The sequence below is a fragment of the Rhodoferax sp. RT5P35 genome (genome assembly GCF_056521385.1).
The window spans coordinates 328874-351661 of record NZ_JBWMAX010000006.1; the positions used below are offsets into that span (position 1 = coordinate 328874).

Here is a 22788-nt window from a genome sequence, read left to right on the forward strand (position 1 = left end):
CGACCTAGACAGTCCCGATGGGAGGCGTTACACCGCCAGGGTGTGGCACAGCCTCAAGGATTCTTACGCAGCCAGCGCCGCAGCGCCCAGCCCCCCAAGGCCAGCAGCACCAGAAGGCCCAACCCGATCGCCACCGTCTGCGGGCCGGGCTGGCGCAGCGCGGCGATGATCTGGTCCACAAAAAACGCCATCACCACCGTGCCCGGGGCCATGCCCAGGGCCGTGCCCAGCACCATGTCGCGCAGGCGGATGTGCGAGGCACCGGCGACCATGTTGACGATGGCAAACGGGGCAATCGGCACCATGCGCACCGCCACGACCGCCAGCAGACCACGCTCGGCCAGACGGCGGCTGACCGTATTGACCCGCGCACCACCGAGCTTTTGTAGCACCTGGTTGCCCAGCACATGCCCCAGGCCGTAGCTGGCCATAGCCCCCAACAAGGCACCTGCAAACGTGGTGGCCATTCCTGTCCAGGGGCCAAACGCCACCAGCGCCACCAGGGTCAGAAAGCCCAGCGGCACCACCAAAATACTGGCCAGCGCAAAGCCCAGCACCGCCGCCCCCGGCCCGAACGAGGCCCCCAGTTGCTGCAGCCCGCCAACAATGCGGTCGGCATCCAGCCACAGGCGCAGTGGCGAGGCGCTCCAGGCCACCGCCAAGGCCACCAGCGCTACCAAAGCCAGCACCAGACACAGCAGCCGCCAACGCAGCGAACGGCTCAAGGCGCGGCCTTTTCCATGCTCTCGGCGATCACTGTGGCCAGCTCGGTGACATTGCCTGGTTCAAAAATCGAGCCATGCAGCCCCCGTATCTGGTGCTCGTACAGGTGCTTGGGCATCAGCCGCCGCCAGGGGCGGAACAGCCAACGGCTCCAGCTGGACAGCCCGGACGACTTGAGCAACAGCGTTGGCCCCTCAAAGCCTGCGGGACGGTAACCCTGGAGTGCCATCACCTGGCTGACCAGGCCGGGGTCGTTGAACATGGCCCCCATGCGGCGGCCATTCAGGCTCAGTTCCTGGATGCGAAAGCGCTTCACCAGCCAGCCCGACAAGCGCCAGAACGCTGTGCCGCCCAGGCGCGATGCCGGGTAGGTGGTGTCGATCAAAAACAGCCCGCGTACCGGAAAACCGCGCTGCTGTAGCAAGCGGCTGGCCTCCAGAGCGGCAATGCCCCCTACCGAAAATCCGGCCAAAAACCCCGGCCGTTTGCCATGCGCCTGGATGGCATCGGCGTACAGGGTGGCCAAGTCGTGGATGCTCTCTATCGGCTCGGTAAACGGCGGTTGCAGCATGTGCACATCGCAGGCATTGCCCAGAGCCCGCGCCAGGTTTTGAAAGCGCAGCAGATCGCCGTGGCCAGACGCCGCCAGGTACAGCGGCACCCGCCCGGTGTCGGCCCCCAGGTTGAGCATCACGCTGGGGCCCTTGCTTTTGTCGGCCAGCGCAACGGCCAGACTTTCGATGGTCGGGTGCTCGGTAATCAGGTACATCGGCACCTTGTGGCCGACCAGCTTCTCGATACTGCCCAGCATGGTGACGGCGGCCAGCGAGTCGCCGCCCAGGTCGAAAAAGTTGTCAAACACGGTGATGGGCCGGGTGTCCAGCACGTCTTCCCACAACGCCAGCAGCTCGGCCTCGTAGCGGCGGTGCGCCTTGCGGGCCTGGCTGGAAGTAGCGATGTAGCTGGGATCGGGCAGTGCGTCGTAGTCGGTCTTGCCCGCTACGCTGGCAGGCAGGCCCGGCAAAATACTGATACCGCTGGGCACCATGTAGTCGGGCAGGCGCATGCGCAGCACGGCCTGCAGGCTCTCCACCGAAGGGGTGCCCGTGGCACCACCCGCAACCGCCACCCAGGCGTGGATTTGTGGCTTGCCCTTGCGTTCGATCAGCTTGGCCGCCGCCTGCAATACACCTTCAATCGCCGACAGCGCCGACTCGATTTCGCCCAGCTCGATGCGGTAGCCGCGCAGCTTGACCTGCCGGTCCAGGCGGCCCAAAAAGTGCAGATTGCCGTCGCTGCCCAGCCAGCCCCGGTCGCCGGTGCGGTACATGCGGTGGCCGGACCCGAGTGGGCTGAACGGGCGGAAGGGGTCTGGCAAAAACACCTGCACATCCAGCTCCGGGCGGTTCAGGTAGCCGCGGGCAATCGCCTCGCCGCCGATATAGATCTCGCCCGGCACGCCCAGCGGCATGGGGCGCAGAGCGTGGTCCAGCACGTAGATGCGGGTGTCGTCGATCGGGCGACCGATGGGCAGGGCGGTGTCGGTACGGTGGTTTTCGCACTCCCATGCGGTGGCAAAAATCGCAGTTTCGGTGGGGCCGTAAACGTTGTACAGACGGCCGCCGGTTTCCTTTAAAAAGCGCTGCGCCAGCTCGGGGGACAGCACCTCGCCGCCGCAGCAGGCCACACGCAGCTTCAGGTCCTTGCGGTGCCCGGCCGAATCCAGAAACCGGCTCAGGGTGCTGGGCACAAAAGCCATGATGGTGACCTGGTGGCGCACCGCAAAGTCGGCCAGCGACTCGGGCAGCAAGCGCCCGGGTGGTGGCAGGGCCACGCTGGCACCGTGCACCAGCGGCAACAGCAACTCGATCAGCGACGGATCAAACGTCACCTGGGTGGCCTGGGCCGAGCGGTCGTGCCATTCCACCGCGTAGGCCCGCGACAGCCAGCCCAGCCGCCGCGCCAGCGTACCGTGCTCGATCATCACGCCCTTGGGCCGTCCGGTGGAGCCGGAGGTAAACAGCACGTAGGCCAGATCCTCCGCAGCGGGCTGCACCGTCAGGCGCTGTGAGCCGTGCTGGGCCACCTCGGCCAGGGCCTGGGTCCAGTCCACCAGCAGGGTACGGGCGTGCAGGCTGCCCAGCCGCTCCTGGGTGTGCGGCTGGACCAGCACGGCGATGGCACCGGCTTCTTCCAAAATCGCCGCCAGCCTGGCCAGCGGAGCCTCGGGGTCGAGCGGCAAAAACGCGGCCCCGGCCTTGGCAATGGCCAGCATGGACACCACCCAGTCGGGCGAGCGGTCCATTACCACCGCGATGATCTGGTCCTTGCCCGCGCCCACCGCCAGCAGACGCCAGGCCAGGTGGGTGGCCACGGTGTCCAGCGTGGCGTAGTCCATTCCCCCCACACCCTGGCCCGTGCCCTGGTCTTCGTTCCAGACCAGCGCATTCGACTCGGGGCGCAGCCCGGCATGGTGCTCAAACTGGGCTACAAAGGGCTGCACCACGGCCATGGCAGCCACGTCTTTGTGCAGCCCTTCCACCACCATCCAATGCTCTTCAGGCGGCAGCAGCGGAATACTGTCCAGCCGGGTTTCGGGTGCGCCCATGGCGGCCTCCACCAGATGCCACAGACGGCGGCCCAACAGTTCGACCTCGCCCACCGCAAAACAGGCGGCACTGGCCTCCAGCGCCAGCTCCACGTCCTGGTCGGCGTGGAACTCGCACACCGTCACACCCAGCGGAAAGCGGGCCTTGCCCGAAAACAACTGTCGCGACTCGACCAGCTCGGCAGCGCCAAACGACACCGCATAGTCTTGCCGCTCAAATGACAGCAGCAGGTCAAACAAGCCGTCGCGCCGGTTGCGCGCCACCTCCAGGTTGCGGCCTAGCTCGCTCAAAGGGTAACGCGGGTGGCGTAGCGCCGAGCGCATCGCCGTGCCCACGGCGGCCAGCAGCCCGCCCAGGGTCATGTCGGGGGCCATCTGTACCGTAACCGGCATAACGCCAACAAACATGCCCAGCGTGTCGGTAAAACGCCGCCCGCCCCGGTTCAGGCTGGGCACGCCTACCACCACATCCTGGCGGTTGTTGACGCGGCCAAAATACAAAACCAGTGCGGCTAAAAAGAAATTGAACGCGCTGGAGCCGCGTTCTGCAGCAACCTGGGCCAACCGGTTGTAGGCCGCACGGGGAATATGCTGCTGGCCCATGCGGGCGGCGGGCAGCTCGTGCTGGCGGGTGCTGGCGTAACGGCGTTCGATCAGGGCCGGACGCAGCACCGGCATTTGCCCACGCCAATAGGCGGCATCGCGCTCGAACGCGGGCGACTGGTGGTACTGGGTCGATTCTTCAATGAACTTTTTGTAGCCCGGGTCGCTGCGTAACTCCGGGGCCTGGCCCGCCTCCAGCGCGTTGTACAGCTCGCTCCAGCGCCGCATCACCTGCGAAGTGCCCCAGCCGTCCATCACCAGATGGTGGAACTGGATGGTCAGCCCGTGCAGTACGTTGCTGGCGCGCAGCAGGGCAAAGCGCCAGGGCGGCGTGCCATCCAGCACAAAGGGCACGGCCATGCGCTGCTGCCACCAGATGCGCATGGCCTCTTTGGGGTTGGCTTCGGCCGCCAGGTCCACCACTTCCAGGTTCGAGACACTGTGCGACAACAGAGTTTGGCGACCGTCGGGCAAGGGGGCCAGGCGCAAGGCATCGCTTTCGGCGACCAATTGGGCCAGGGCTTCCTTGAAGCGCGGCAGGTCCAGCGCGCCGAGCAAAAACGCCCCACCGCCAATATTCAGATGCGCACTGCCCGCCCAGGTGCGTTGGTCGAGCCAGACTTCGCGCTGGCTGAGCGACAAACCCAGGTCTTCATGGCGGCGCTCTAGCGGCGTTACAGCATCCATTGTTCGATGGTCTCCATTGCGTGGCGGTAGCCTACTTCGATAATTTCGTCGGCCCGGCTGTAGGCCATGAGAGGGAAGCCCGCCACCGGTGGTTCTAAATAGTGGTCGGCCTGGGCCATGGTGGCCGCCCGTTGGTGCAGCCCGCCAATATGCCCGGCACGGTACAAAATCTCGGTAATGCGTGGCGTGCGGCGGGGCTTGCGCGACACCAGCCCTTGCAAGGTGCTGCGCACCGACAGGCGTTCCAGCGTTGGGTCTACAGCCATATCGACCTGCACGTCCACATCGATGGCGACGATGCTGCCGTTGCCGCGGCGCTTCTCCAGCGGCACGCCCAGGCGCATGCGCATCGCCTCCACCGGCACGTTTTCCAAAATCGCCCCGTCCACCAGCAAATTGCCGTCCACCAGCACCGGTGGGAACAGACCCGCTGGCGAATTGCTGGCCAGCACGGCGCGCCACAGCGGCCCGGTCTCCTGCACAGTGGTGCCGCCCTTGGTGAGGTTGCAGGCCGCCGCAAAGTACGGGGTCCACAGGGCATCGACATGGGTGTCGCCAAACATGGCCCGCAGGTCGCGCTTGACCCGCCCTCCCGAGACAATAGACACCAGCGGCAGGGTCGGCCACTCGCCGCCTTCGGCAAAAGCCCGGGTTTGGTCGCGGATTTGCTGCAACGGCAGGCCGCAGGCAAACTGCGCCCCGATCAGCGCGCCCATGCTGTTGCCGCCCACCAGATCGACCGGAATGTTCGCCTCCTGCATGGCCCGCAGCACCCCCAGATGGGCAAAACCGCGCGCCCCGCCACCGCCCAGTACCACCCCCACGGCGTGCCCGGTCAGAAACCGCGAGAGCCGCCCGTAGTCGCCCGCATGCGCGTGGCGCGTGGGGTAAACGCGTTCTATCTGGCGGCCCGCGCGCCACACGCTGCGGCCGTCCGGGACCACCGCCGAGGCGGGGTACAGCACCACCAGATGCTGGCGTTTCATCCCAAAGCCGGGCTCTTCGCTAAGCCGCTGCTCCAGGGTCCCCAGGTGGTGCGACGACCCCGTATCGGCCACAAAAATCACTTGGTCGGCCTGCCGAAAAGCCCGCAGCGTCCACGGTGACGGCGTGGCATCGGCCTCGTACACCAAAAAATCGAATGCGTCTTCAAGTGCATCAAACCGGTCTGTGCCGCCGCCCGCGTCAGGGTTGTGCAAGCCACGCTCCAGCCCGGCCGAGGGCGTGATGTGGTGCGCACGGCCCATGCGGCCCAAAGCCTCGGCCAGGCCGCGCGCCACCTCGGCCGCGCCCGCACCGGCGTGCAGCGGCACCACCACAAAGGTTTGGGCCTGGTGCCGGTCTACCACCCGGGTGGTGTGGCGCAGATGGTCAAAAATCGCCTGGGAAAACACCCGGTTCAGGGCCAGTGGCTGGCGCACCAGCAAGGCCTCGAAATGGCTGCGGTCCAGCACCGCCAGGGTGGAGTCGCGCACGGCGGTCACGTCGGCGGTGCGCGGCTGGCGCAAGATCAGGCCCATTTCGCCGACGCTCTCGCCAGGTCGGATCTCGTTGTACAACAGGATGCTGCCGTCGTGGTTGCGGCGCGAGGCCCGCAGGCGGCCGGTGATGACGAAGAACATGCTTTCGGCCACCGCGCCTTCTTGCAGCACCAGGCTGCCGCCGCGCACCTCTTGCTGCTCCAGAACGCCCGCCAGATCGTTCAACACCGACGCGTCCAGGCTGCCAAACACGCGGCTGTCCCGCAGCACCTGGATGACCCGCGCGTGGAATTTACCCTCACCTGGCATGGACTCGCCCTTTGCTTTGTATTGAACTCTGTGAACGCTGGCCCGCGCAGCCGCGTGGCGCTGGCATGGCACGGACGTGGACCATGGCAGGCTCGCGCTTGTGCCGCATTCTGATACATAAATACACAAATCCAGGAGTCTATGCCTGCCCTGGAATGGTGCGAAGCGGGGTTTACACAGGGAAATACCGGTAGCGCAGCGGTATCAGGCGGTGGCGAACTGCCCTTGGTTGAGGCGCAAAGTGCGTCCGCAGCGGGCCGCCAAAGTCTCGTCGTGTGTCACCAGTACAAAGGCGGTGCCCTGGTCGCGCGCCAGTTGCAGCATCAGCGCAAACACGCCGTCTGCCGTGCTGCGGTCCAGGTTGCCGGTGGGCTCGTCGGCCAGCACGCAGGCAGGCTGGGCCACCAGGGCGCGGGCAATGGCGACGCGCTGGCGCTCGCCGCCAGAGAGCTCGGCAGGCCGGTGGTGCACGCGGTCTTGCAAGCCCACCAACGCTAGTATTTTCATAGCATCTTGTGCAGCCTGGTCGCGCGGTAGCCGCCGAATCCACAAGGGCATGGCAACGTTATCGAGCGCACTGAATTCAGGCAGCAGGTGGTGGAACTGGTAGACAAAGCCCAGGTGCTGGTTGCGCTGGCGACCCTGCTCGGCTGCGTCCCACTGGGCCATGTCGTGGCCGTGGAGTTGCACCGTGCCGCTGCTGGGGGCATCCAGCCCGCCCAGCAAGTGCAGCAGCGTGCTTTTGCCCGAGCCGGACGCGCCGACGATGGCCACAGTTTCGCCCGCAAACACCTGTAGGTCCACACCTTTGAGCACGGTCACATCCAGGCGGCCTTCGGTGAAACGCTTGGTCAGGCCAGTAGCTTGTAAAACGGGCTTATTCATAACGGAGCGCTTCAGCGGGGTTGACACGGCTGGCGTGCCAGCTGGGGTAAATGGTGGCCACGAAGGCCAGGATTAGCGAGATCACCGCAATCGGCACGATGTCGGCCTGCTGCGGCTCGCTCGGCATGCGGCTGATGAAATACACCTCCCGCGGCAAAAAGCTGGCGTGGAACAACTGCTCCAGCGCGGGCACGATCACGTCGATGTTGAAGGCAATGCCCAGGCCCAGCAGCAGCCCGGCCAGCGTGCCCATCACCCCCACCATCGCGCCCTGCACCATGAAGATGCCCATGATGCTGCGCGGGCTGGCGCCCAGGGTGCGCAGGATGGCGATGTCGGCGCGCTTGTCGGTCACGGTCATGACCAGGGTGCTGACCAGGTTGAACGCGGCCACGGCCACGATCAGTGTGAGGATAATGAACATCATGCGTTTTTCCAGCTCTACCGCCGCAAACCAGGTTTTGTTTTGCTGCGTCCAGTCGCGGATCAGCAAATTTCCGCTGAGGCTGCCCGCCAGTTGCTGGGCCACCTGGCGTGCCTGGTGCAGGTCTTGCAGCTTGACGCGGATGCCGGTGGGGCCCTCCAGGCGGAAGATGCGCTCGGCATCCTCCATGTGCAGCATCAGCAGGGCCGAGTCGTACTCAAAATGGCCGGACTCGAAGGTGCCCACCACCGTCATCTGCTTCAGGCGCGGCACCACACCCGCCGGGGTGACCTGGCCGCTGGGGGCGATCAGCGTGACCGGGTCGCCCACACGCACCCCCAGGCTGCGCGCCAGGTCAATGCCCAATACCACGCCAAACTGGCCAGGCACCAGCTTGGCCAGGGTTTCCTTGGGCAGGGCCACGGCCAGGTCGGTGACTTCGCCTTCATGCGCCGGGTCGATGCCGCGCACTATCGTGCCTTTCATGTCCTCGCCGCGCGCCAGCAGTGCCTGGCTTGCTATAAAAGGTGAAGCACCCACCACCGCCGGGTTTTGCTTCACCTCGGCCAGCGTTTTGGCCACGTCGGGCAACGCCTCGCCGTTAGGGGCGAAGATTTCAATGTGCGCCACCACCGACAGCATGCGGTCGCGCACCTCTTTCTGGAAGCCGTTCATCACGCTGAGCACGATGATCAACGCCGCCACGCCCAGGGCGATGCCGAGCATGGACACGCCAGAGATGAAATTGATAAAGCCGTTGCGCCGGGTGGCCCGGCCCGCCCGCGTATAGCGCCAGCCGACCAGGAGTTCGTAAGGGATTTGCATGGAGCAGGTGAGAGAAGAAACAGGGGTGATTGTGGCAGCTTGGACGCAAACACCTGTTCCAAAGCCCAAAGCGGCTACAGCTATCTTTTATATAGCTGTAGCCGCAGATGGAATATACGCTAGAGGGCTAAAACATCTTTAACGACATAACACCCGGTATCGGGCAGAACGTCCGCCCTCCAGAAACACCGCAGAACTGGCTTTGCCAGGCTGCTGGTGTTGCCCCCTGCAAGGGGGTTGGCGAAAGATGCGAAGCACTGCAGCCTGGGGGTGAGCAACGTTTATTCGTCGTTGTCGGTGGAGAAGGTACGCACGCTGCTGTAGGCATTCGTTACACCAGGCACCGTGCTGGCGACCAGGCGGGCCTTGGCTTCTTCCACGGGGCCTTGGGCCCAGCCGTGCAAGGTTACGCTGCCGTTGCTGGCGGTCACCGTCAGGTCCTTGGCATCGCTACCGAGTTGGCTGCTGATGGCGGATTGGACCGAGCTGGCCAGGTCCGCATCGTTGCCTGCAGCGTGGGCGGGGAGGAACGCGCCAGCGGCCAGGGCAAACAGGGCAGAAGTGGCGATGCGGTTGAAAGTGCGTGTCATGGTGGACTCCTTTGGGTTGTTGCACCGAGATTGGTGCGTTGTTTTGGGGTGAAGTGATCTTCCCAAGCGCAGGGGACGGCTGTGTGTCGGATGGCGTGTGGCTATGTTGCATGTGCAATTTGCCAGAAAAAAACCAACGCCTTTTTTTGCTACTTAATCAATAGCTAGAAGCGCATACGGAATATGCACCAGAAGGCTAAAAGACCTTCTTATTTCCAACCGGGTGATACAAACTAAGTACTTACCCTAAAAGCCAAAAAAGTATCAGTGATGGGCTGCTCGCGCAGTAGTAAGTGCGCAACCGGCTCCCTAAACTAAGTCCATGACAGGTTGGTAAACACAAGAACACAAGGAGATGGCGGATGTCACCTTACCTCGAACTGGTAGGTATCCAGCAGCAGGAGTCGTTCAAGGTCTGGACGCACGGCTACCCGTATGAAACGGTGCGCTGGCATTTCCACCCCGAGTACGAGCTGAACTACATCAGCCACACCTCAGGCCGGTTTTATGTGGGTGACCACACCGGCACCTTCGAGCCCGGCCAGCTGGTGATGATGGGCCCGAACCTGCCGCACAACTGGATCAGCGAAGTGCCCGAAGGCACCTCCGTGCCCGAGCGCTGCGTGGTGCTGCAGTTCTCCGGCAAAAGCATTCTGGGTGGCATCGAGGCCTTTCCCGAGCTGGGCCAGCTGGAGCGGCTGCTGGCCGACTCGCAACGCGGCATCCTGTTCTCGCCCGAAGTCACCCGCAAGGCCGTGCCCATGCTGACCCACTTGCTGGAGGCGCGCGGCTTCCAGCGCGTCTACCAGTTCCTGGCATTGCTGGAGGCCCTTTCGCATGCGCAGGACAACACCCTGCTGGCCACGCCCACCTTCCGCCCCGACCCGCAGGGCTACCAGTCGTCCACCATCAACCAGGTGCTGGCCTATCTGGCCGAACACCTGAACGAGCGGCTCAACGAATCCGGTATGGCGCGTTACGCCGGTATGGAGCCCAGCGCCTTTTCGCGCTTCTTCCGCCGCCATACCGGGCTGCCGTTCGTGCAGTACCTGAACCGGCTGCGGGTCAACCGGGCCTGCGAGCTGCTGATCTCGTCCGAGCAGTCGGTCACCGACATCTGCTACGCCTGCGGCTTCAACAACGTCTCCAATTTCAACCGCCAGTTTCTGGCGCAAAAGTCCGTTCCGCCTTCGCAGTTCAGGCGCTACTACCTGCTGAACGATGAATGCGAGGCCACCGGCTAGCCGCCCCGCCCCCGCCCCTTTTTTCACTTTTCCACGCCTTGCAGCGGGAGCTTTTTAGCCACCGTGTGGCAGCGCTTGGCCTTTTTTTAACCTATGGACATGTATGAGCACAACACCCGCACCTGACATGCAAGCCGTGGTCTGCCACGGCCCGAAAGACTACCGCCTGGAACGCGTGGGCAAACCCGTGGCCGGCCCGAACGAACTGGTCATCGAGATCGTGGCCTGCGGCATCTGCGCCAGCGACTGCAAATGCCATTCCGGCGCGGCCATGTTCTGGGGCGGCGACGGCAAGCCGTCCTGGGTCAAGGCGCCGGTGATCGCCGGCCATGAATTCTTTGGCTATGTGGTGGACGCCGGCCCCGGCGCGCTGGAACACTTTGACCTGACCATCGGCCAGCGCGTGATCGCCGAGCAGATCGTGCCCTGCGGCAAATGCCGCTACTGCACCAGCGGCAGCTACCACATGTGCGAGGTACACAACATCTTCGGCTTCCAGCGCGTGGTGGCCGATGGCGGCATGGCCGACTACATGCGCCTGCCGCCCACGGCCCGGGTGCACAAGATCCCCGAGAGCATTTCGCTGAACGACGCTGCCATGATCGAGCCGATGGCCTGCGCGGTGCACACCGTCAACCGCGCCGACATCCAGCTCGACGACGTGGTGGTGATCGCCGGCGCCGGCCCGCTGGGCCTGGGCATGGTGCAGATCGCCAAGCTGAAAACGCCGAAGAAGCTGGTTGTCATCGACATGGTGCCGGCCCGGCTGGCCCTGGCCAAGGCCTTCGGTGCTGACGTGACCATCAACCCCGCCACCGACGATGGCCGCGCCATCATCGACAGCCTGACCCAGGGCTACGGCTGCGATGTCTACATCGAAACCACCGGCGTCCCGGCCGGCGTGACCCAGGGCCTGGAGCTGATCCGCAAACTCGGCCGCTTTGTCGAGTTCAGCGTATTCGGCAAGGAAACCAGCGCCGACTGGTCCATCATCGGCGACCGCAAAGAGCTGGACGTGCGCGGCTCCCACCTCGGCCCCTACTGCTACCCGGTGGTGATCGACCTGATGGAGCGCGGTCTGTTGACCTCGCGCGGCATCGTCACCCACGACTTCACGCTGGACGAGTGGGAAGAAGCCTTCAAGCTGGCGAATTCGCTGGACTCGATCAAGGTCTTGCTCAAACCCGGACGCGCCGCATGAAGCAGCACCCCGCCGCCTGCGTGATCGGGGTCGACATCGGCACCCAAAGCACCAAGGCTGTGTTGGTGCGGGCCGACGGCCAGATCCTGGCGCAGCACGCCAAAAGCTACCAGGTTGAAACGCCGAAACCGCTGTGGGCCCAGCAGTGGCCGGATGTCTGGCTGGACGCGGTAGTTGCGTGCATCAAAGGGGTTCTAGCGCAGCTAGATCCTGCGCAGGCTGCTATCAAAAGCATATGCGTCAGCAGCCTGTACGGCGGCAGCGGCATCCCCGTCGACACCCAGGGTGAGGCGCTCTACCCCTGCCTGATCTGGATGGACCGCCGCGCGCAAGACGAGGTGCGTTGGGTGCGCGACAACATTGACCTGGAGCGCCTGTATGACATCACCGGCAACGGCGTGGACAGCTACTACGGCTACACCAAGATGCTATGGCTGCGCGAGAAAGAGCCCGCCATCTGGGCCCGCACCCAGCAGTTCCTGCCACCGAACAGCTACGTGAATGCGCGCCTGACCGGCGAAGTCGCGGTGGACCACAGCTCGGCCGGGAATATCGGCGGCGTCTACGACGTGAATGCACGCGGCTGGTCCGCCGAGGCGCTGCAGATGCTGGGGATTCCACTGCACATGATGCCGGCGCGCCTGGTCGAGTCCAGCGGCGTGGTCGGCCCGCTGCTGCCGGCCTGGGCCGAGCGCCTGGGCCTGCCCGCAGGTATTCCCGTAGTGGCCGGTGGCGTCGATGCCGCCGTAGCCACGCTGGCCGCCGGCGCAGCCCAGCCCGGCAACCACGTGGCGATGATAGGCACCAGCATGTGCTGGGGCACGATACGCCCCAGCGTGGATGCGCGCCACGGACTGATCAGCATGCCGCATGTGTTCAATGGTGATAACAACGGTACAAAGGACCTGTATGTGTTCGGCGGCGCCATCGCCGCGGGCGCATCCGTGACATGGTTCCGCGAAACTTTCTGCCAAGCCGAAATCGCCGCCGGCAAGGCCCTCGGCGTGGACCCGCACAGCCTGCTGGAAAAAGACGCCGCACCGTTGCCGCCAGGCAGTGACGGCCTGCTGTTTCTGCCGTATCTGATGGGCGAGCGCAGCCCCGTGTGGGACGCACAGGCCAGCGGCGCCTTCGTCGGCCTGGGCCTGCACCACGGCCGCGCCAACCTGTACCGCGCGGTGCTGGAGGGCGTGACGTTTGCGCTGCGCCACAACATAGAAGCCGGCGTCCGCGGGCTTGCCCAGCTGGACCACCGCCTGGTGGTAGTCGGCGGCGCCAGCCATTCGGATCTGTGGATGCAGATCATCGCCGACGTCACCGGCCGCCCGGTCTACACGCTGGTCGAAGATGTGGAAGCCTCGCTGGGCGCAGCCCTGCTGGCGGCCTTTGGCGCCGGCCTAATCGACGCCGACGCGGTGCGCCGCGGCTGGGTGACGCCGGTGCTGCGCACCGAGCCGAACGCCGAAGCCCACGCCGCCTACAACGACTTGTTTGCCCAGTACGTAGACCTCTACCCCGCGCTGAAGCCGGCGATGCACCGCTTACGCGCAGTCCGTCCACTGCAACGCCCACCACCCCGATCACCAGGAGACCCGCCAGCATGAAAAAAACAGACTTTCTTTTCCCTCACCATAGCAACCACAAGGAGACAGACAACATGAAAAAATTTGTATTAGGTGCCATCGGTGCCGCCATGATCGCACTGACCATGCCCGCCACCACGGCGCTGGCGCAGACCGCCGCACCCTGGGCTATCGACAAGGCCGCCGCTCCCTTGAAAGGCACCAAGATCAAAGTGCTATTCCTGGACCGGCCCGGCTACCGCGCCATCATCAAGCTGCTGCCCGAGTTCGAGAAAAAGACCGGCTTGAAGGTCGAGTATGAGATCGTGCCTTATGAAAACGCCCGTGAGAAACAGGTGCTGAACTTCAGCGCCAAGGGCGACCTGACCATGGCCCTGGTGGACCTGGTGTGGATCGGCGAGTTTGCCGAAAGCGGCTGGATCGTGCCGGTGGATACCTTTACCAAGGATGCCGCCATCACCGACCCGAACCTGGACCTGAAAGGCTTCTTCCCGCTGCTGCTGAATGCGTTTGGCTCGTGGGATGGCAAGGTCTATGGCCTGCCGTTTGACAACTATTCCGGCCTGATGTTCTACAACCAGTGCATGCTCAAAGATGCTGGCTTCAGCGGCCCGCCGCAAACCTGGGACGAGCTGAAAAACGTCTACGCCCCCAAGCTGACCAACCCGGCCAAGAAGCAGTACGCCTATGCGCTGCAGTCGCTGCGCGGCGAAACCCAATCGGCCGACAGCTTCATGCGCTTCCTCTGGCCCTTCGGCGGCAGCCTGCTGGACAAAGACTTCAAGTCCAACCTGGCCTCCAAGGGCAGCCAGGACGGCCTGAAGTTCCGCCAGGATCTGATGAAATACATGCCCCCCGGCGTGGTGAGCTACGACCATGCCGAAGCGGTGAACGCCCTGGCCCAGGGCCAGGTGGCGATGCTGACCGAGTGGTCGGCCTTCTACGGCACGCTGACCGACCCCAAGACCTCCAAGCTCGGCGACTGCCTGGCCGTAGCGCCCGAGCCCAAAGGCCCCGCCGGCCGCCTGCCCGCACTGGGCGGCTTCTCGCTGGCCGTGGCATCGCAGGCCACACCGGCGCAGCAAAAGGCTTCGTGGATCTTCACCCAGTGGGCCACCTCGGATGCCATCGCCAAGCAGTATGTGGAAGCCGGTGGCGTGTCCGGGCGCATGGCGGTGTACAAAGACCCTGCTATCCAGGCCAAGTTCAAGTACGTGAAACCGATGGTCGAGTCGTGGCAGCAAGGTGTGCCGGAATTCCGTCCACGCTTCCCAGCCTGGTCGTCGATTACCGAAACCGTGGCCGAGTTCGGCAGCAAGATCATGCTGGGTGAAACCAGCATCGAGCAGGGCACGAAGGAGATCAGCACCCGCATGGAATCGGTGCTGGACAAAGAAGGCTACTACAACGGCAAGAAGAAAAAACTGCAATAGCAACGGCTCACCCCCAGGCTCCACACTGCGTGTTTCCGCCAACCCCCTTGCAGGGGGCGAACCCTGTGGCCCGGCAAAGCCGGTTCCACGGGTTCCCTGGTATGGGACCGTTGTGCCCGTTGCTTGGGTCGTACGAACTGTATTGATCTCTTCCGCTGTCGCCTTGGAAATTGCATGAACACACACGCCTCTGTTGACACTGCGTCAACCCTCCCCTCCAAGCGGGCATCGCGGTTGGCCCATGGCCGCTGGACACCGCTGTGGTTTCTGGCCCCGGCCGTCATCACCCTGTTTGCCATCGGCATCTACCCCACCTTGTTTGCGCTGGTCACCTCGATGCGCAAATACAACCTGACCCGCGCCCGCGATGGCTTTCCCTTCGTCGGGCTGGACAACTACAAGGCGGTGCTGAGCGACAGCACTTTTTGGGAAACGCTGTGGCGCACCGCCAGCTTCTACCTGACGGTGATGCCGGTGGAGCTGGCCCTGGGCATGGCGATCGCGCTGATGCTGCACAAGCCAGGATGGTCGATGGCGCGCGCGATGGTGCGGGTGTCGCTGGTGGTGCCGCTGGCCACCACCTATGCGGTGGTCGGGCTGATCGGCCGGTTGATCTTCAACCGGGACTTCGGCGTGGCGAACCAGTTTGCCTCGTGGCTGGGCTTTGCGCCGTTCGACTGGCTGGGCAACCAGGCGGGTGCGTTCGCGGCCATCGCCACCATGGACATCTGGCAATGGACGCCGTTTTGCGCGCTGATCTTTCTGGCCGGTCTGTCCATGGTGCCCAACGAGGTAGAGGAAGCCGCGCGGCTGGAAACCTCGTCGCACCTGAAGCTGCTGCGCTATGTGCAGCTGCCCTATTTGCTGCCCGGCTTCACCGCGGTGCTGATCCTGCGTTCGGCCGACATCCTGAAACTGTTCGACATGGTGTTCACCATGACGCGCGGCGGCCCAGGCGCAGCCACCGAGCTGGTGTCGATCTACATCCAGCGGGTGGGCTTTCGCATCTTCGACATGGGCACGGCATCGGCGCAGGCGATTTTGCTGCTGGTGCTGACCATCCTGCTGAGCCGCCTTTTCATCTCCGTCTTCTACCGGGAAATCGACTAATGAACTCCAAAAAACTCGGCAAAGGGCTGCACCTGCTGGGGCTGCTGGCCTTCCTGGCCTTCACCCTGTTTCCGTTTTACTGGATGGTGGCCAGCAGCTTCAAGGACCAGACCGATCTGCTGGCCTCGCCGCCTGTGTGGACCTTTATCCCCACCATCGCCAACTACGCCGAAGTCTGGCAGGACGACAAGGTGTTCGGTGCCATCCGCAACTCGCTCATCGTCGCCAGCTGCACCACGCTCCTGGCAGTGGCCATGGGCGCACCGGCGGCGTATTCGCTGGCCCGCTTCCAGTTCAAAGGCAAGAAGGACCTGTGGTTCTGGTTCATCTCGAACCGCATGATCAGCCCCATCGTGCTGGCGCTGCCGGTGTACCTGCTGGCGCAGAGCGCGGGCCTGCTGGACACGCACCTGGTGCTGATCCTGATCTACCTGTCGTTCTGCCTGCCGATCGTGGTGTGGATCTGCACCGACCAGTTCCGCTCCATCCCGCCTGACCTGGAACAAGCCGCGCGGCTGGACAACGCGAATCAATGGGACATCTTCTGGCGCATCTACCTGCCGCTAGGCCTGCCGGGGATTGCGGTGTCGGCCATCTTCAGCTTCATCTTCTCGTGGAACGAGCTGCTGTATGCGCTGGTGCTGACGCGCAGCGCGGTGCAGACGGCCCCGGTGATCGCCACCAGCTACATGTCGGGCTACGAGTTGCCCTGGGGAAAGATCATGGCCACCGGCACCATCATCGTTTTGCCCGTGACCATCTTCGCCTTGTTCGTGTCGCGCCACATGGTGCGCGGCCTGACCATGGGTGCCACCAAATAAAGCCAACAAGACAAACAACGGGAGACTAGTGAATGGCATTTTTGAAAATCGACCATGTGGTCAAGAAGTACGGCGAAGCCACCGTCATCGGCGGCGTCAGCTTGGAGGCGCGCGAGGGCGAGTTCGTAGTCTTCGTGGGCCCCTCGGGCTGCGGCAAATCCACGCTGATGCGCCTCGTGGCCGGCCTGGACGAAGTGACCGACGGCAGCATCCACATCAACGGCGTGGACGTGACCGAGGTGGAGCCGGCCGCGCGCGGCGTGTCCATGGTGTTCCAGTCGTATGCGCTGTACCCGCACATGTCGGTGCGCGAGAACATGTCCTTCGGCCTGAAGATGATCAAGACGCCGCCGGACGAGATCTACAAGCGCGTCTCCGACGCGGCCGCCATCTTGAAGCTAGAGCACCTGCTGGAGCGCCGGCCCAAAGACCTGTCCGGCGGCCAGCGCCAGCGGGTGGCGATCGGCCGGGCCATCGTGCGCAAGCCCAAGCTGTTTCTGTTTGACGAGCCGCTGTCCAACCTGGATGCCGAGCTGCGCGGCGAGATGCGGGTGGAGATCGCCCGCCTGCACCGCGAGCTGGGCGTGACCATGGTCTACGTAACCCACGACCAGGTCGAGGCCATGACCCTGGCCGACCGTATCGTGGTGCTGCGTGCCGGCCAGGTCGAGCAGATCGGCTCGCCGGCCGAGCTGTACGACCACCCGGTGAACACCTTTGTGGCCGGCTTCATCGGCTCGCCGAAGATGAACTTTCTGCCGATGCAGGTGCAAGCGGTAGAGGGCGGGCGGGTGCACCTGGCCCACGCTGCGCTGCAGGCGGGCACAGTGGCGCTGCCGGTGCGCGCCGCGGCCGCAGTGCGCCCGGGCGACACGTTGACCCTGGGCCTGCGCCCGGAGCACATCGCCATCGGTGGTGCATCGCCGCTGGCCCTGTCGGTCAGCGCCCACTATGTCGAAAACCTGGGCGGCACATCGCAGTTCTATGTGCAGACCGCCGACAAAGTACCGCTGATCGCCATGGCCCAGGGCCGCCACACCGTCACGCCGGGCGAGGCCCTGGTGATGACGGCGGCGCTGGAACATGCCTACCTGTTCGATGCCCAGGGCCTGGCGCTCTAAACCCGCAAGGAGACAAGCATGGATTTGAGCGGAAAACGCGTGCTGGTCACCGGCGCGGGCAAAGGCATAGGCCGCGCCACGGCGGTGCTGCTGTCGCAACGCGGCGCCACCGTGGTGGCCCTGAGCCGCGATCCCATCGACCTGCAACAGCTATCTGCAGACATCGGCTGCGAAACCCTGGCCGTGGACCTGGCCGATGTTGCCGCCACCCGCACGGCGGTGCGTTCAGCCCTGCCGCTGGACGGGCTGGTGAACTGCGCCGGCATCGCCCAGCTCACGCCCTTCATGGACACCACGGTGGAAGACCTGGACCGGCTGATGGCCACCAACACCCGCGCACCCATGGTGGTGGCGCAGGAGGTGGTGCGTGACCTGCTGCGCCGCGGCGTGCCGGGGGCCATCGTCAATGTGTCCAGCATCGCGGCCCAGGTTGGCATCACCGGCCACACCGCCTACTGCGCATCCAAGGCGGCGCTGGACGCCATCACCCGGGTGATGGCGGTGGAGCTGGGCCCCATGGGCATCCGCGTCAACAGCGTCAACCCGGTTGTCACCCTCACGCCCATGGCGGTGCTGGCCTGGAGCGACCCGGTCAAGTCCGCCGGCATGCTGAACCGCATCCCGATGCAACGCTTCGTGCAGCCCGAAGAAGTGGCCTCGGTGATCGCCTTCTTGCTCAGCGACGACGCCCGCATGGTGCACGGCACCTGCGTGGATGTAGACGGCGGCTTTCGCGCAAGCTGAACCAAAAAACTGTTCAAGGAGATATGCAATGAATCCACTCGGCGTACACGCACTGGTCTGGGCTGGTGATCTCGGTCCCGCATCCACCCGCAAAGTGATGGAGCAGACCCGGCTTGCCGGTTACGACCTGATCGAGCTGTCACTGCACGGCCCCAAGGTGATGGACCTGGCGCTGACCCGCGACCTGCTGCAGGAAAACCAACTGCAACTGGGCTGCTCGCGCGGCCTTACCTTCGAGGCCGACATCTCCAGCGAAGACCCGGCCTGCGTGGCGCGGGGCATCGCCCTGCTGGAGGAAGGCGTGAACATGACTGCCGCGCTTGGCGGCGCCTACTTCGGCGGCATCCTCTACGGTGCCATGGCCAAATACCCCGGCCCGCTAAGTGCCCAGGGCCGGCAAAACGCCAGCGATGCGCTCAAGCGCATGGCCGACTTTGCGCTCACCAAAGGCGTGACGCTGGGCCTGGAGGTGGTGAACCGCTACGAGAGCAACCAGCTCAACACCGCCGTGCAGGCGCTGGAGCTGATCGACCGCATCGACGCGCCCAATGTGGTGGTGCACCTGGACACGTACCACATGAACATCGAAGAGGCCGACTTCATGCAGCCGGTGCTGGCCTGCGGCAAGCGCCTGGGCTATGTGCACATCGGAGAGAGTAACCGCGGCTACCTGGGTTCCGGCACGGTGGATTTCGCGCAGTTCTTCAAGGCCCTGGCCATGGTGGACTACCAGGGCACCATCACCTTCGAGAGCTTTTCGTCCACCGTGGTGAACGAAGACCTGTCCAACGCCCTGGCGATCTGGCGCAATCTATGGGACGACGGCTTGGACCTGGCCATCCACGCCCACAGCTTCATGGCGCAGGGGGTGCAAGCCGGTCGTATGGCCCTGGCGCATGCTTGAGCGCTGACCGGCCACTCCGGTTTGCCTTTTGGGGTGTACGGACTGGTATTCGGCGTAGTCTTTAGGAGTACCCCATGGCGAATGACCCGTTGGCAGACCGGAAGCAGCAACAGCGCACCACCTGGGCATCGTTCACACCCATGGCCGTGTTCACCCTCTCCGAAGGGGCCCCGCCCCGCCGCAATGGGGCCACCACGCCACCATCGCCGAGCGCCTGGGCGATGGGTTCAGCCCGCCGTCTTTCGCCCGCGGCACGATGCACCTGCCCGCCCTCAGCATCCCCCACTACCGGATGTTTCTGGAGCCGACCATCGGGCCGATGCAAAAGCTCGTTGCCAAGCTGGCCGGCACGCCAGAGCAGCTCCAGCAGTTCCGTACCGAATTCGAAGCCATCGCCGCCGACTACTTTGCCGACAACCACGTGCACCAGGATGACCTGCTGACGCGTGCGCCAACCCGGTAAAGTCAATATTTGGATAAAAAGTGCCTCTAGCGCATATAGAGTCTACGCAAGGCGCTATCAAAATAGGAAAATATCCAAGGGACAGCAGCCCCCCAACCTGGCCGCGCTATGCCGCTGATCTTTGCTGCGCCCACAGCCTCCATCTGCATCCAGCCCGTCGCCTCCACGCGGTGCCGCTCCCCGGCGCGCAGCAGCACAGACAGCTCTACCCACATGCCCGCCAGGTAGGCCATCACATGCAGGCGTACCGCCCCGTGCAAAACGGCAATTTCGGCCCCACGGGGCACACGTTCCCAGGCCCGCTCAGTGGCTTGCAGGTGCAGGGTAAACAGGGGTTCTGGCGTTGCGGTGTAAGGCATACAAGACCTTTGTGTGAAAGAGCCTGTAGCGTAAAAATTTCGGCCCGTTCCGAACAGCCACAGACCCACCCCATCTGTACCGCAACAGTGCAGAAAATATGCATCTGTTATGGTCTGTTTTGATCCGTTCTGTACCTGTTCAGCCCGCGCCCGAGCCCGCATGATGGGCAGGCCATGACCATGACCACCCAGCCCAAATACCAGCACCTTGCCGACCATTACCGTAGCGCCATCCACGCGGGCAGCCTGCTGCCGGGCCACCGCATGCCGTCGCTGCGTGAGGTGGTACGCCAGCATACGGTCAGCCTGTCCACGGCGATGCAGGTCTGCCGCCTGCTGGAAAGCGAAGGTTGGCTGGAGGCACGGCCCCGCTCCGGCTACTTTGTGCGGCCCGCCCAGGCAGCGGCCACACTGGCCCCGGTCAACGACCCGCCGATGCAGCGCGCCCCCGACCCGGCGCAGTACCTGGGTATCCACGCCAAAGTGTCTGAATTTCTGGCGCTGGGGCGCATGCAGCGCTTCACCACCAACCTCTCCATTGCCCGCTGCGCCCCCGCGCTGTATCCCGCCAAAGCCCTGCAACAAGCGGCCCAGCGCAGCCTGCGCCTGGACCCCGAGCAACTGGTGCGCGCAGCCCCCCCGCAGGGCTGTCTGGAATTCCGCGAAGTGCTGGCCCAGCGTGCGCTGCTGGCGGGCATGCGGCTGTCTGCCGCCGACATCCAAGTTACCAACGGCTGCACCGAAGCCCTGAACCTGGCTTTGCGCGCCGTGGCCCAGCCCGGCGACACCATTGCGGTGGAGTCGCCCACGTTCTACGGCCTGCTGCAAACGCTGGAAAGCCTGGGTTTGAAGGCGCTGGAAATCCCCACCAGCCCGCGCACCGGCATCTCGGTGGATGCGGTGGAGCTGGCCCTGCGCAATACCCCGGGTATCAAGGCCGTAGTGGTTGTGCCCTACCTGCAAAACCCCACCGGCAGCATCATGCCCAGCGCCCACAAACAGGCCCTGCTGCGCCTGTGCCAGCAGCACGATGTGGCCCTGATTGAAGACGATACCTACAGCGCCCTCGTGGATGACAGCGTGCTGCGCATGGAGCCGCTGCGCGCCATCAAGTCCTGGGACGACAGCGGCCACGTGGTGTATTGCGCGTCGCTGCACAAATGCCTGGCCCCCGGCCTGCGCCTGGGCTGGGTCAGCGCCGGGCGCTGGCAGGCGCGGGTAGAGATGCTGAAGTTTGCCGCCTCGCGCAGCAACGAGCGCCTGGCCCAGCGCGCCGCCGCCAGCTTCATCGCCTCGCCCGCTTACGACCGTTACCTGCGCCACCTGCGCGCCACCCTGGCCACCCAGCGCACCCAGACCGCCCAGGCCGTGGCCACCTACTTCCCGCCCGGCACGCGGCTGACCGTACCGCGCGGCGGCCTGTCGCTGTGGATAGAGCTGCCCCACGGCCTGTCCGCCACCGCCCTGTTCCACGCCGCCCTGGCCGAGAACACCGTGATCGCCCCCGGTACCATCTTCACCAATTCCAACCGGTTCGAAAGCCACCTGCGGATCAACTGCGGCTGGCCCTTCACGCCCGAGGTAGACCGGGCGTTTGCGCGGCTGGGGGAGCTGGTGGGGGAACTGGCGAGAGCGCCTAAGGCGCTGATATGAAAGGGATTTCAGGAAGAATGGGCGGTTTTTCCAATTCACCTGAAACGTAAATTATTGCAACGCAGCTGGTTTCCACACACCAAAAATATTTAAAATGTAGAAACATCTACGTATATCCAAATCACCATGATGCATCTCCAAATTTCCAAATGGGGCAACAGCCTGGCCGTCCGCATTCCCGCCGACACGGTGCGGCAAATGGGAGCCAAAGAAGGCGACCAGTTGCAGGTTCACGTGGGGGCCGACGGGGGCCTGAACCTGCGGTCTAACACCTGGAGCCGCGCAAGTTTCGCGCAAGAACTGGAACAAGGCCGCCAGGCCCTACCACTGGGCACGTCGGTGATCGCGCAGCTGCGTGAAGAAGCCCGTTACTGAGCCCGCTACCAATGCTGTACGTAGATACCAGCGTTCTCGTAGCCCTGTGTACCCACGAGGCCACCACGGCAGGCGTGCTACGCTGGTACGCGGCGTGCACCGAAGAACTGGCCTCGGCCGCGTGGTGCGTCACTGAATTCGCCAGCGCCCTGGCGCTGAAGCAACGCACCGGGCAACTTACCGCGCCCCAGGCGCAAGCCGCCTGGATGCAATTCGAGCGCGTGTGCGCTAATGACTTGCAACTGCTGCCGGTGGAAAGCACCACCTTTCACAGGGCGGCTGTGCTGACGATGGATGCAAGCACGGGTCTGCGCGCCGGGGATGCTTTGCACCTGGCTTGCGCACTGGCGGCCAAGGCACAGGGGTTGGTAACGCTGGATGGGGTACTGGCCAAAAATGCCAAGCGAGTGAAGTTGAAAGCAGTCCCGATTTAGCCTGAAATGATGCTTATGAACCAACTCTGTTTTTTCACCAATTTGACAAGCTCAGATATAGCGGCATGGGCTCAAGCCATCGTGAGCTCTATGTAAGCGTCCGGCGAACCCATCTTGAACTGAGCCCTTTCCACTCGCAAGATCGTGTGCACGCAACAGATCGTGCACACCATGCTTAAAGATTCAGAGATTTCCAGAGATACAACCC

20 protein-coding genes are annotated in these 22788 nt (G+C 64.2%); 13 read left to right on the forward strand and 7 right to left on the reverse strand.

The features are described from left to right. Positions 1-53: 53 nt before the first annotated feature. From AC097L_RS12200 to AC097L_RS12225, 6 genes are all read right to left on the reverse strand, one after another. A complete protein-coding gene (locus AC097L_RS12200) occupies positions 54-725 on the reverse strand; it encodes a TVP38/TMEM64 family protein (RefSeq protein WP_479586691.1) in 672 nt (223 codons plus the stop codon). Continuing rightward, entirely contained in the window at positions 722-4621 is a 3900-nt protein-coding gene (locus tag AC097L_RS12205; protein ID WP_479586692.1) for a non-ribosomal peptide synthetase, read from the reverse strand. The genes AC097L_RS12200 and AC097L_RS12205 overlap by 4 nt, the downstream gene beginning before the upstream one ends. Beyond that, on the reverse strand, positions 4609-6411 hold the full coding sequence (locus AC097L_RS12210) for a cyclic nucleotide-binding and patatin-like phospholipase domain-containing protein (RefSeq protein WP_479586693.1): 1803 nt from the start codon (positions 6409-6411) through the stop codon (positions 4609-4611). Before AC097L_RS12210 ends, AC097L_RS12205 begins: the two co-directional genes overlap by 13 nt. A gap of 204 nt (positions 6412-6615) precedes the next feature. Beyond that, positions 6616-7296 (reverse strand): lipoprotein-releasing ABC transporter ATP-binding protein LolD, encoded by a 681-nt coding sequence (gene lolD / locus AC097L_RS12215; RefSeq protein WP_479586694.1) that lies wholly within the window; start codon positions 7294-7296, stop codon positions 6616-6618. Then, positions 7289-8545 (reverse strand): lipoprotein-releasing ABC transporter permease subunit, encoded by a 1257-nt coding sequence (locus AC097L_RS12220; protein ID WP_479586695.1) that lies wholly within the window; start codon positions 8543-8545, stop codon positions 7289-7291. Before AC097L_RS12220 ends, lolD begins: the two co-directional genes overlap by 8 nt. Positions 8546-8826: 281 nt before the next feature. Continuing rightward, a complete protein-coding gene (locus AC097L_RS12225) occupies positions 8827-9135 on the reverse strand; it encodes a BON domain-containing protein (protein WP_479586696.1) in 309 nt (102 codons plus the stop codon). 362 nt (positions 9136-9497) lie between these two features. Here AC097L_RS12225 and AC097L_RS12230 point away from each other — a divergent pair, with 362 nt between their 5' ends. From AC097L_RS12230 to AC097L_RS12275, 10 genes are all read left to right on the forward strand, one after another. Further along, on the forward strand, positions 9498-10379 hold the full coding sequence (locus AC097L_RS12230; protein ID WP_479586697.1) for a cupin domain-containing protein: 882 nt from the start codon (positions 9498-9500) through the stop codon (positions 10377-10379). Positions 10380-10482: 103 nt separating this feature from the next. Then, positions 10483-11580: an alcohol dehydrogenase catalytic domain-containing protein gene (locus AC097L_RS12235; protein WP_479586698.1), complete on the forward strand. Its 1098-nt coding sequence runs from the start codon at positions 10483-10485 to the stop codon at positions 11578-11580. After that, a complete protein-coding gene (locus AC097L_RS12240) occupies positions 11577-13184 on the forward strand; it encodes an FGGY-family carbohydrate kinase (RefSeq protein WP_479586699.1) in 1608 nt (535 codons plus the stop codon). Before AC097L_RS12235 ends, AC097L_RS12240 begins: the two co-directional genes overlap by 4 nt. Positions 13185-13237: 53 nt before the next feature. Continuing rightward, positions 13238-14596: an ABC transporter substrate-binding protein gene (locus AC097L_RS12245; RefSeq protein WP_479586700.1), complete on the forward strand. Its 1359-nt coding sequence runs from the start codon at positions 13238-13240 to the stop codon at positions 14594-14596. A 174-nt stretch (positions 14597-14770) separates the two neighbouring features. Beyond that, complete coding sequence (locus AC097L_RS12250) at positions 14771-15706, forward strand: carbohydrate ABC transporter permease (protein WP_479586701.1); 936 nt, start codon at positions 14771-14773, stop codon at positions 15704-15706. Further along, positions 15706-16527, forward strand: a complete 822-nt coding sequence (locus AC097L_RS12255) for a carbohydrate ABC transporter permease (RefSeq protein ID WP_479586702.1) — start codon at positions 15706-15708, stop codon at positions 16525-16527. Before AC097L_RS12250 ends, AC097L_RS12255 begins: the two co-directional genes overlap by 1 nt. 32 nt (positions 16528-16559) lie before the next feature. After that, entirely contained in the window at positions 16560-17648 is a 1089-nt protein-coding gene (locus tag AC097L_RS12260) for an ABC transporter ATP-binding protein (protein WP_479586703.1), read from the forward strand. A gap of 18 nt (positions 17649-17666) precedes the next feature. Further along, a complete protein-coding gene (locus AC097L_RS12265) occupies positions 17667-18392 on the forward strand; it encodes an SDR family oxidoreductase (RefSeq protein WP_479586704.1) in 726 nt (241 codons plus the stop codon). Positions 18393-18420: 28 nt separating this feature from the next. Continuing rightward, positions 18421-19296: a sugar phosphate isomerase/epimerase family protein gene (locus tag AC097L_RS12270; RefSeq protein ID WP_479586705.1), complete on the forward strand. Its 876-nt coding sequence runs from the start codon at positions 18421-18423 to the stop codon at positions 19294-19296. 256 nt (positions 19297-19552) lie between these two features. Beyond that, entirely contained in the window at positions 19553-19759 is a 207-nt protein-coding gene (locus tag AC097L_RS12275) for a hypothetical protein (RefSeq protein ID WP_479586706.1), read from the forward strand. Between the two features lie 26 nt (positions 19760-19785). Here AC097L_RS12275 and AC097L_RS12280 read toward each other — a convergent pair whose 3' ends face one another. Further along, on the reverse strand, positions 19786-20118 hold the full coding sequence (locus AC097L_RS12280) for a hypothetical protein (RefSeq protein WP_479586707.1): 333 nt from the start codon (positions 20116-20118) through the stop codon (positions 19786-19788). A gap of 180 nt (positions 20119-20298) precedes the next feature. Here AC097L_RS12280 and AC097L_RS12285 point away from each other — a divergent pair, with 180 nt between their 5' ends. From AC097L_RS12285 to AC097L_RS12295, 3 genes are all read left to right on the forward strand, one after another. Then, positions 20299-21771 carry an aminotransferase-like domain-containing protein gene (locus tag AC097L_RS12285; RefSeq protein ID WP_479586721.1) on the forward strand — a complete coding sequence of 491 codons (1473 nt, stop codon included), beginning with the start codon at positions 20299-20301 and terminating at the stop codon, positions 21769-21771. A 126-nt stretch (positions 21772-21897) separates the two neighbouring features. After that, positions 21898-22146, forward strand: a complete 249-nt coding sequence (locus AC097L_RS12290; protein WP_479586708.1) for an AbrB/MazE/SpoVT family DNA-binding domain-containing protein — start codon at positions 21898-21900, stop codon at positions 22144-22146. Positions 22147-22157: 11 nt separating this feature from the next. Further along, positions 22158-22580 carry a type II toxin-antitoxin system VapC family toxin gene (locus tag AC097L_RS12295; protein ID WP_479586709.1) on the forward strand — a complete coding sequence of 141 codons (423 nt, stop codon included), beginning with the start codon at positions 22158-22160 and terminating at the stop codon, positions 22578-22580. The last annotated feature ends 208 nt before the right edge of the window (positions 22581-22788 follow it).

What these genes read in the sequence shown, in the direction of transcription:
- AC097L_RS12205 (WP_479586692.1), bottom strand. Translation starts at nt 4,621, where the DNA reads ATGGATGCTGTAACGCCGCTAGAGCGCCGCCATGAAGACCTGGGTTTG.
- AC097L_RS12210 (WP_479586693.1), bottom strand. Translation starts at nt 6,411, where the DNA reads ATGCCAGGTGAGGGTAAATTCCACGCGCGGGTCATCCAGGTGCTGCGG.
- lolD (WP_479586694.1), bottom strand. Translation starts at nt 7,296, where the DNA reads ATGAATAAGCCCGTTTTACAAGCTACTGGCCTGACCAAGCGTTTCACC.
- AC097L_RS12220 (WP_479586695.1), bottom strand. Translation starts at nt 8,545, where the DNA reads ATGCAAATCCCTTACGAACTCCTGGTCGGCTGGCGCTATACGCGGGCG.
- AC097L_RS12225 (WP_479586696.1), bottom strand. Translation starts at nt 9,135, where the DNA reads ATGACACGCACTTTCAACCGCATCGCCACTTCTGCCCTGTTTGCCCTG.
- AC097L_RS12230 (WP_479586697.1), top strand. Translation starts at nt 9,498, where the DNA reads ATGTCACCTTACCTCGAACTGGTAGGTATCCAGCAGCAGGAGTCGTTC.
- AC097L_RS12235 (WP_479586698.1), top strand. Translation starts at nt 10,483, where the DNA reads ATGAGCACAACACCCGCACCTGACATGCAAGCCGTGGTCTGCCACGGC.
- AC097L_RS12240 (WP_479586699.1), top strand. Translation starts at nt 11,577, where the DNA reads ATGAAGCAGCACCCCGCCGCCTGCGTGATCGGGGTCGACATCGGCACC.
- AC097L_RS12245 (WP_479586700.1), top strand. Translation starts at nt 13,238, where the DNA reads ATGAAAAAATTTGTATTAGGTGCCATCGGTGCCGCCATGATCGCACTG.
- AC097L_RS12250 (WP_479586701.1), top strand. Translation starts at nt 14,771, where the DNA reads ATGAACACACACGCCTCTGTTGACACTGCGTCAACCCTCCCCTCCAAG.
- AC097L_RS12255 (WP_479586702.1), top strand. Translation starts at nt 15,706, where the DNA reads ATGAACTCCAAAAAACTCGGCAAAGGGCTGCACCTGCTGGGGCTGCTG.
- AC097L_RS12260 (WP_479586703.1), top strand. Translation starts at nt 16,560, where the DNA reads ATGGCATTTTTGAAAATCGACCATGTGGTCAAGAAGTACGGCGAAGCC.
- AC097L_RS12265 (WP_479586704.1), top strand. Translation starts at nt 17,667, where the DNA reads ATGGATTTGAGCGGAAAACGCGTGCTGGTCACCGGCGCGGGCAAAGGC.
- AC097L_RS12270 (WP_479586705.1), top strand. Translation starts at nt 18,421, where the DNA reads ATGAATCCACTCGGCGTACACGCACTGGTCTGGGCTGGTGATCTCGGT.
- AC097L_RS12275 (WP_479586706.1), top strand. Translation starts at nt 19,553, where the DNA reads ATGCACCTGCCCGCCCTCAGCATCCCCCACTACCGGATGTTTCTGGAG.
- AC097L_RS12280 (WP_479586707.1), bottom strand. Translation starts at nt 20,118, where the DNA reads ATGCCTTACACCGCAACGCCAGAACCCCTGTTTACCCTGCACCTGCAA.
- AC097L_RS12285 (WP_479586721.1), top strand. Translation starts at nt 20,299, where the DNA reads ATGACCACCCAGCCCAAATACCAGCACCTTGCCGACCATTACCGTAGC.
- AC097L_RS12290 (WP_479586708.1), top strand. Translation starts at nt 21,898, where the DNA reads ATGATGCATCTCCAAATTTCCAAATGGGGCAACAGCCTGGCCGTCCGC.
- AC097L_RS12295 (WP_479586709.1), top strand. Translation starts at nt 22,158, where the DNA reads ATGCTGTACGTAGATACCAGCGTTCTCGTAGCCCTGTGTACCCACGAG.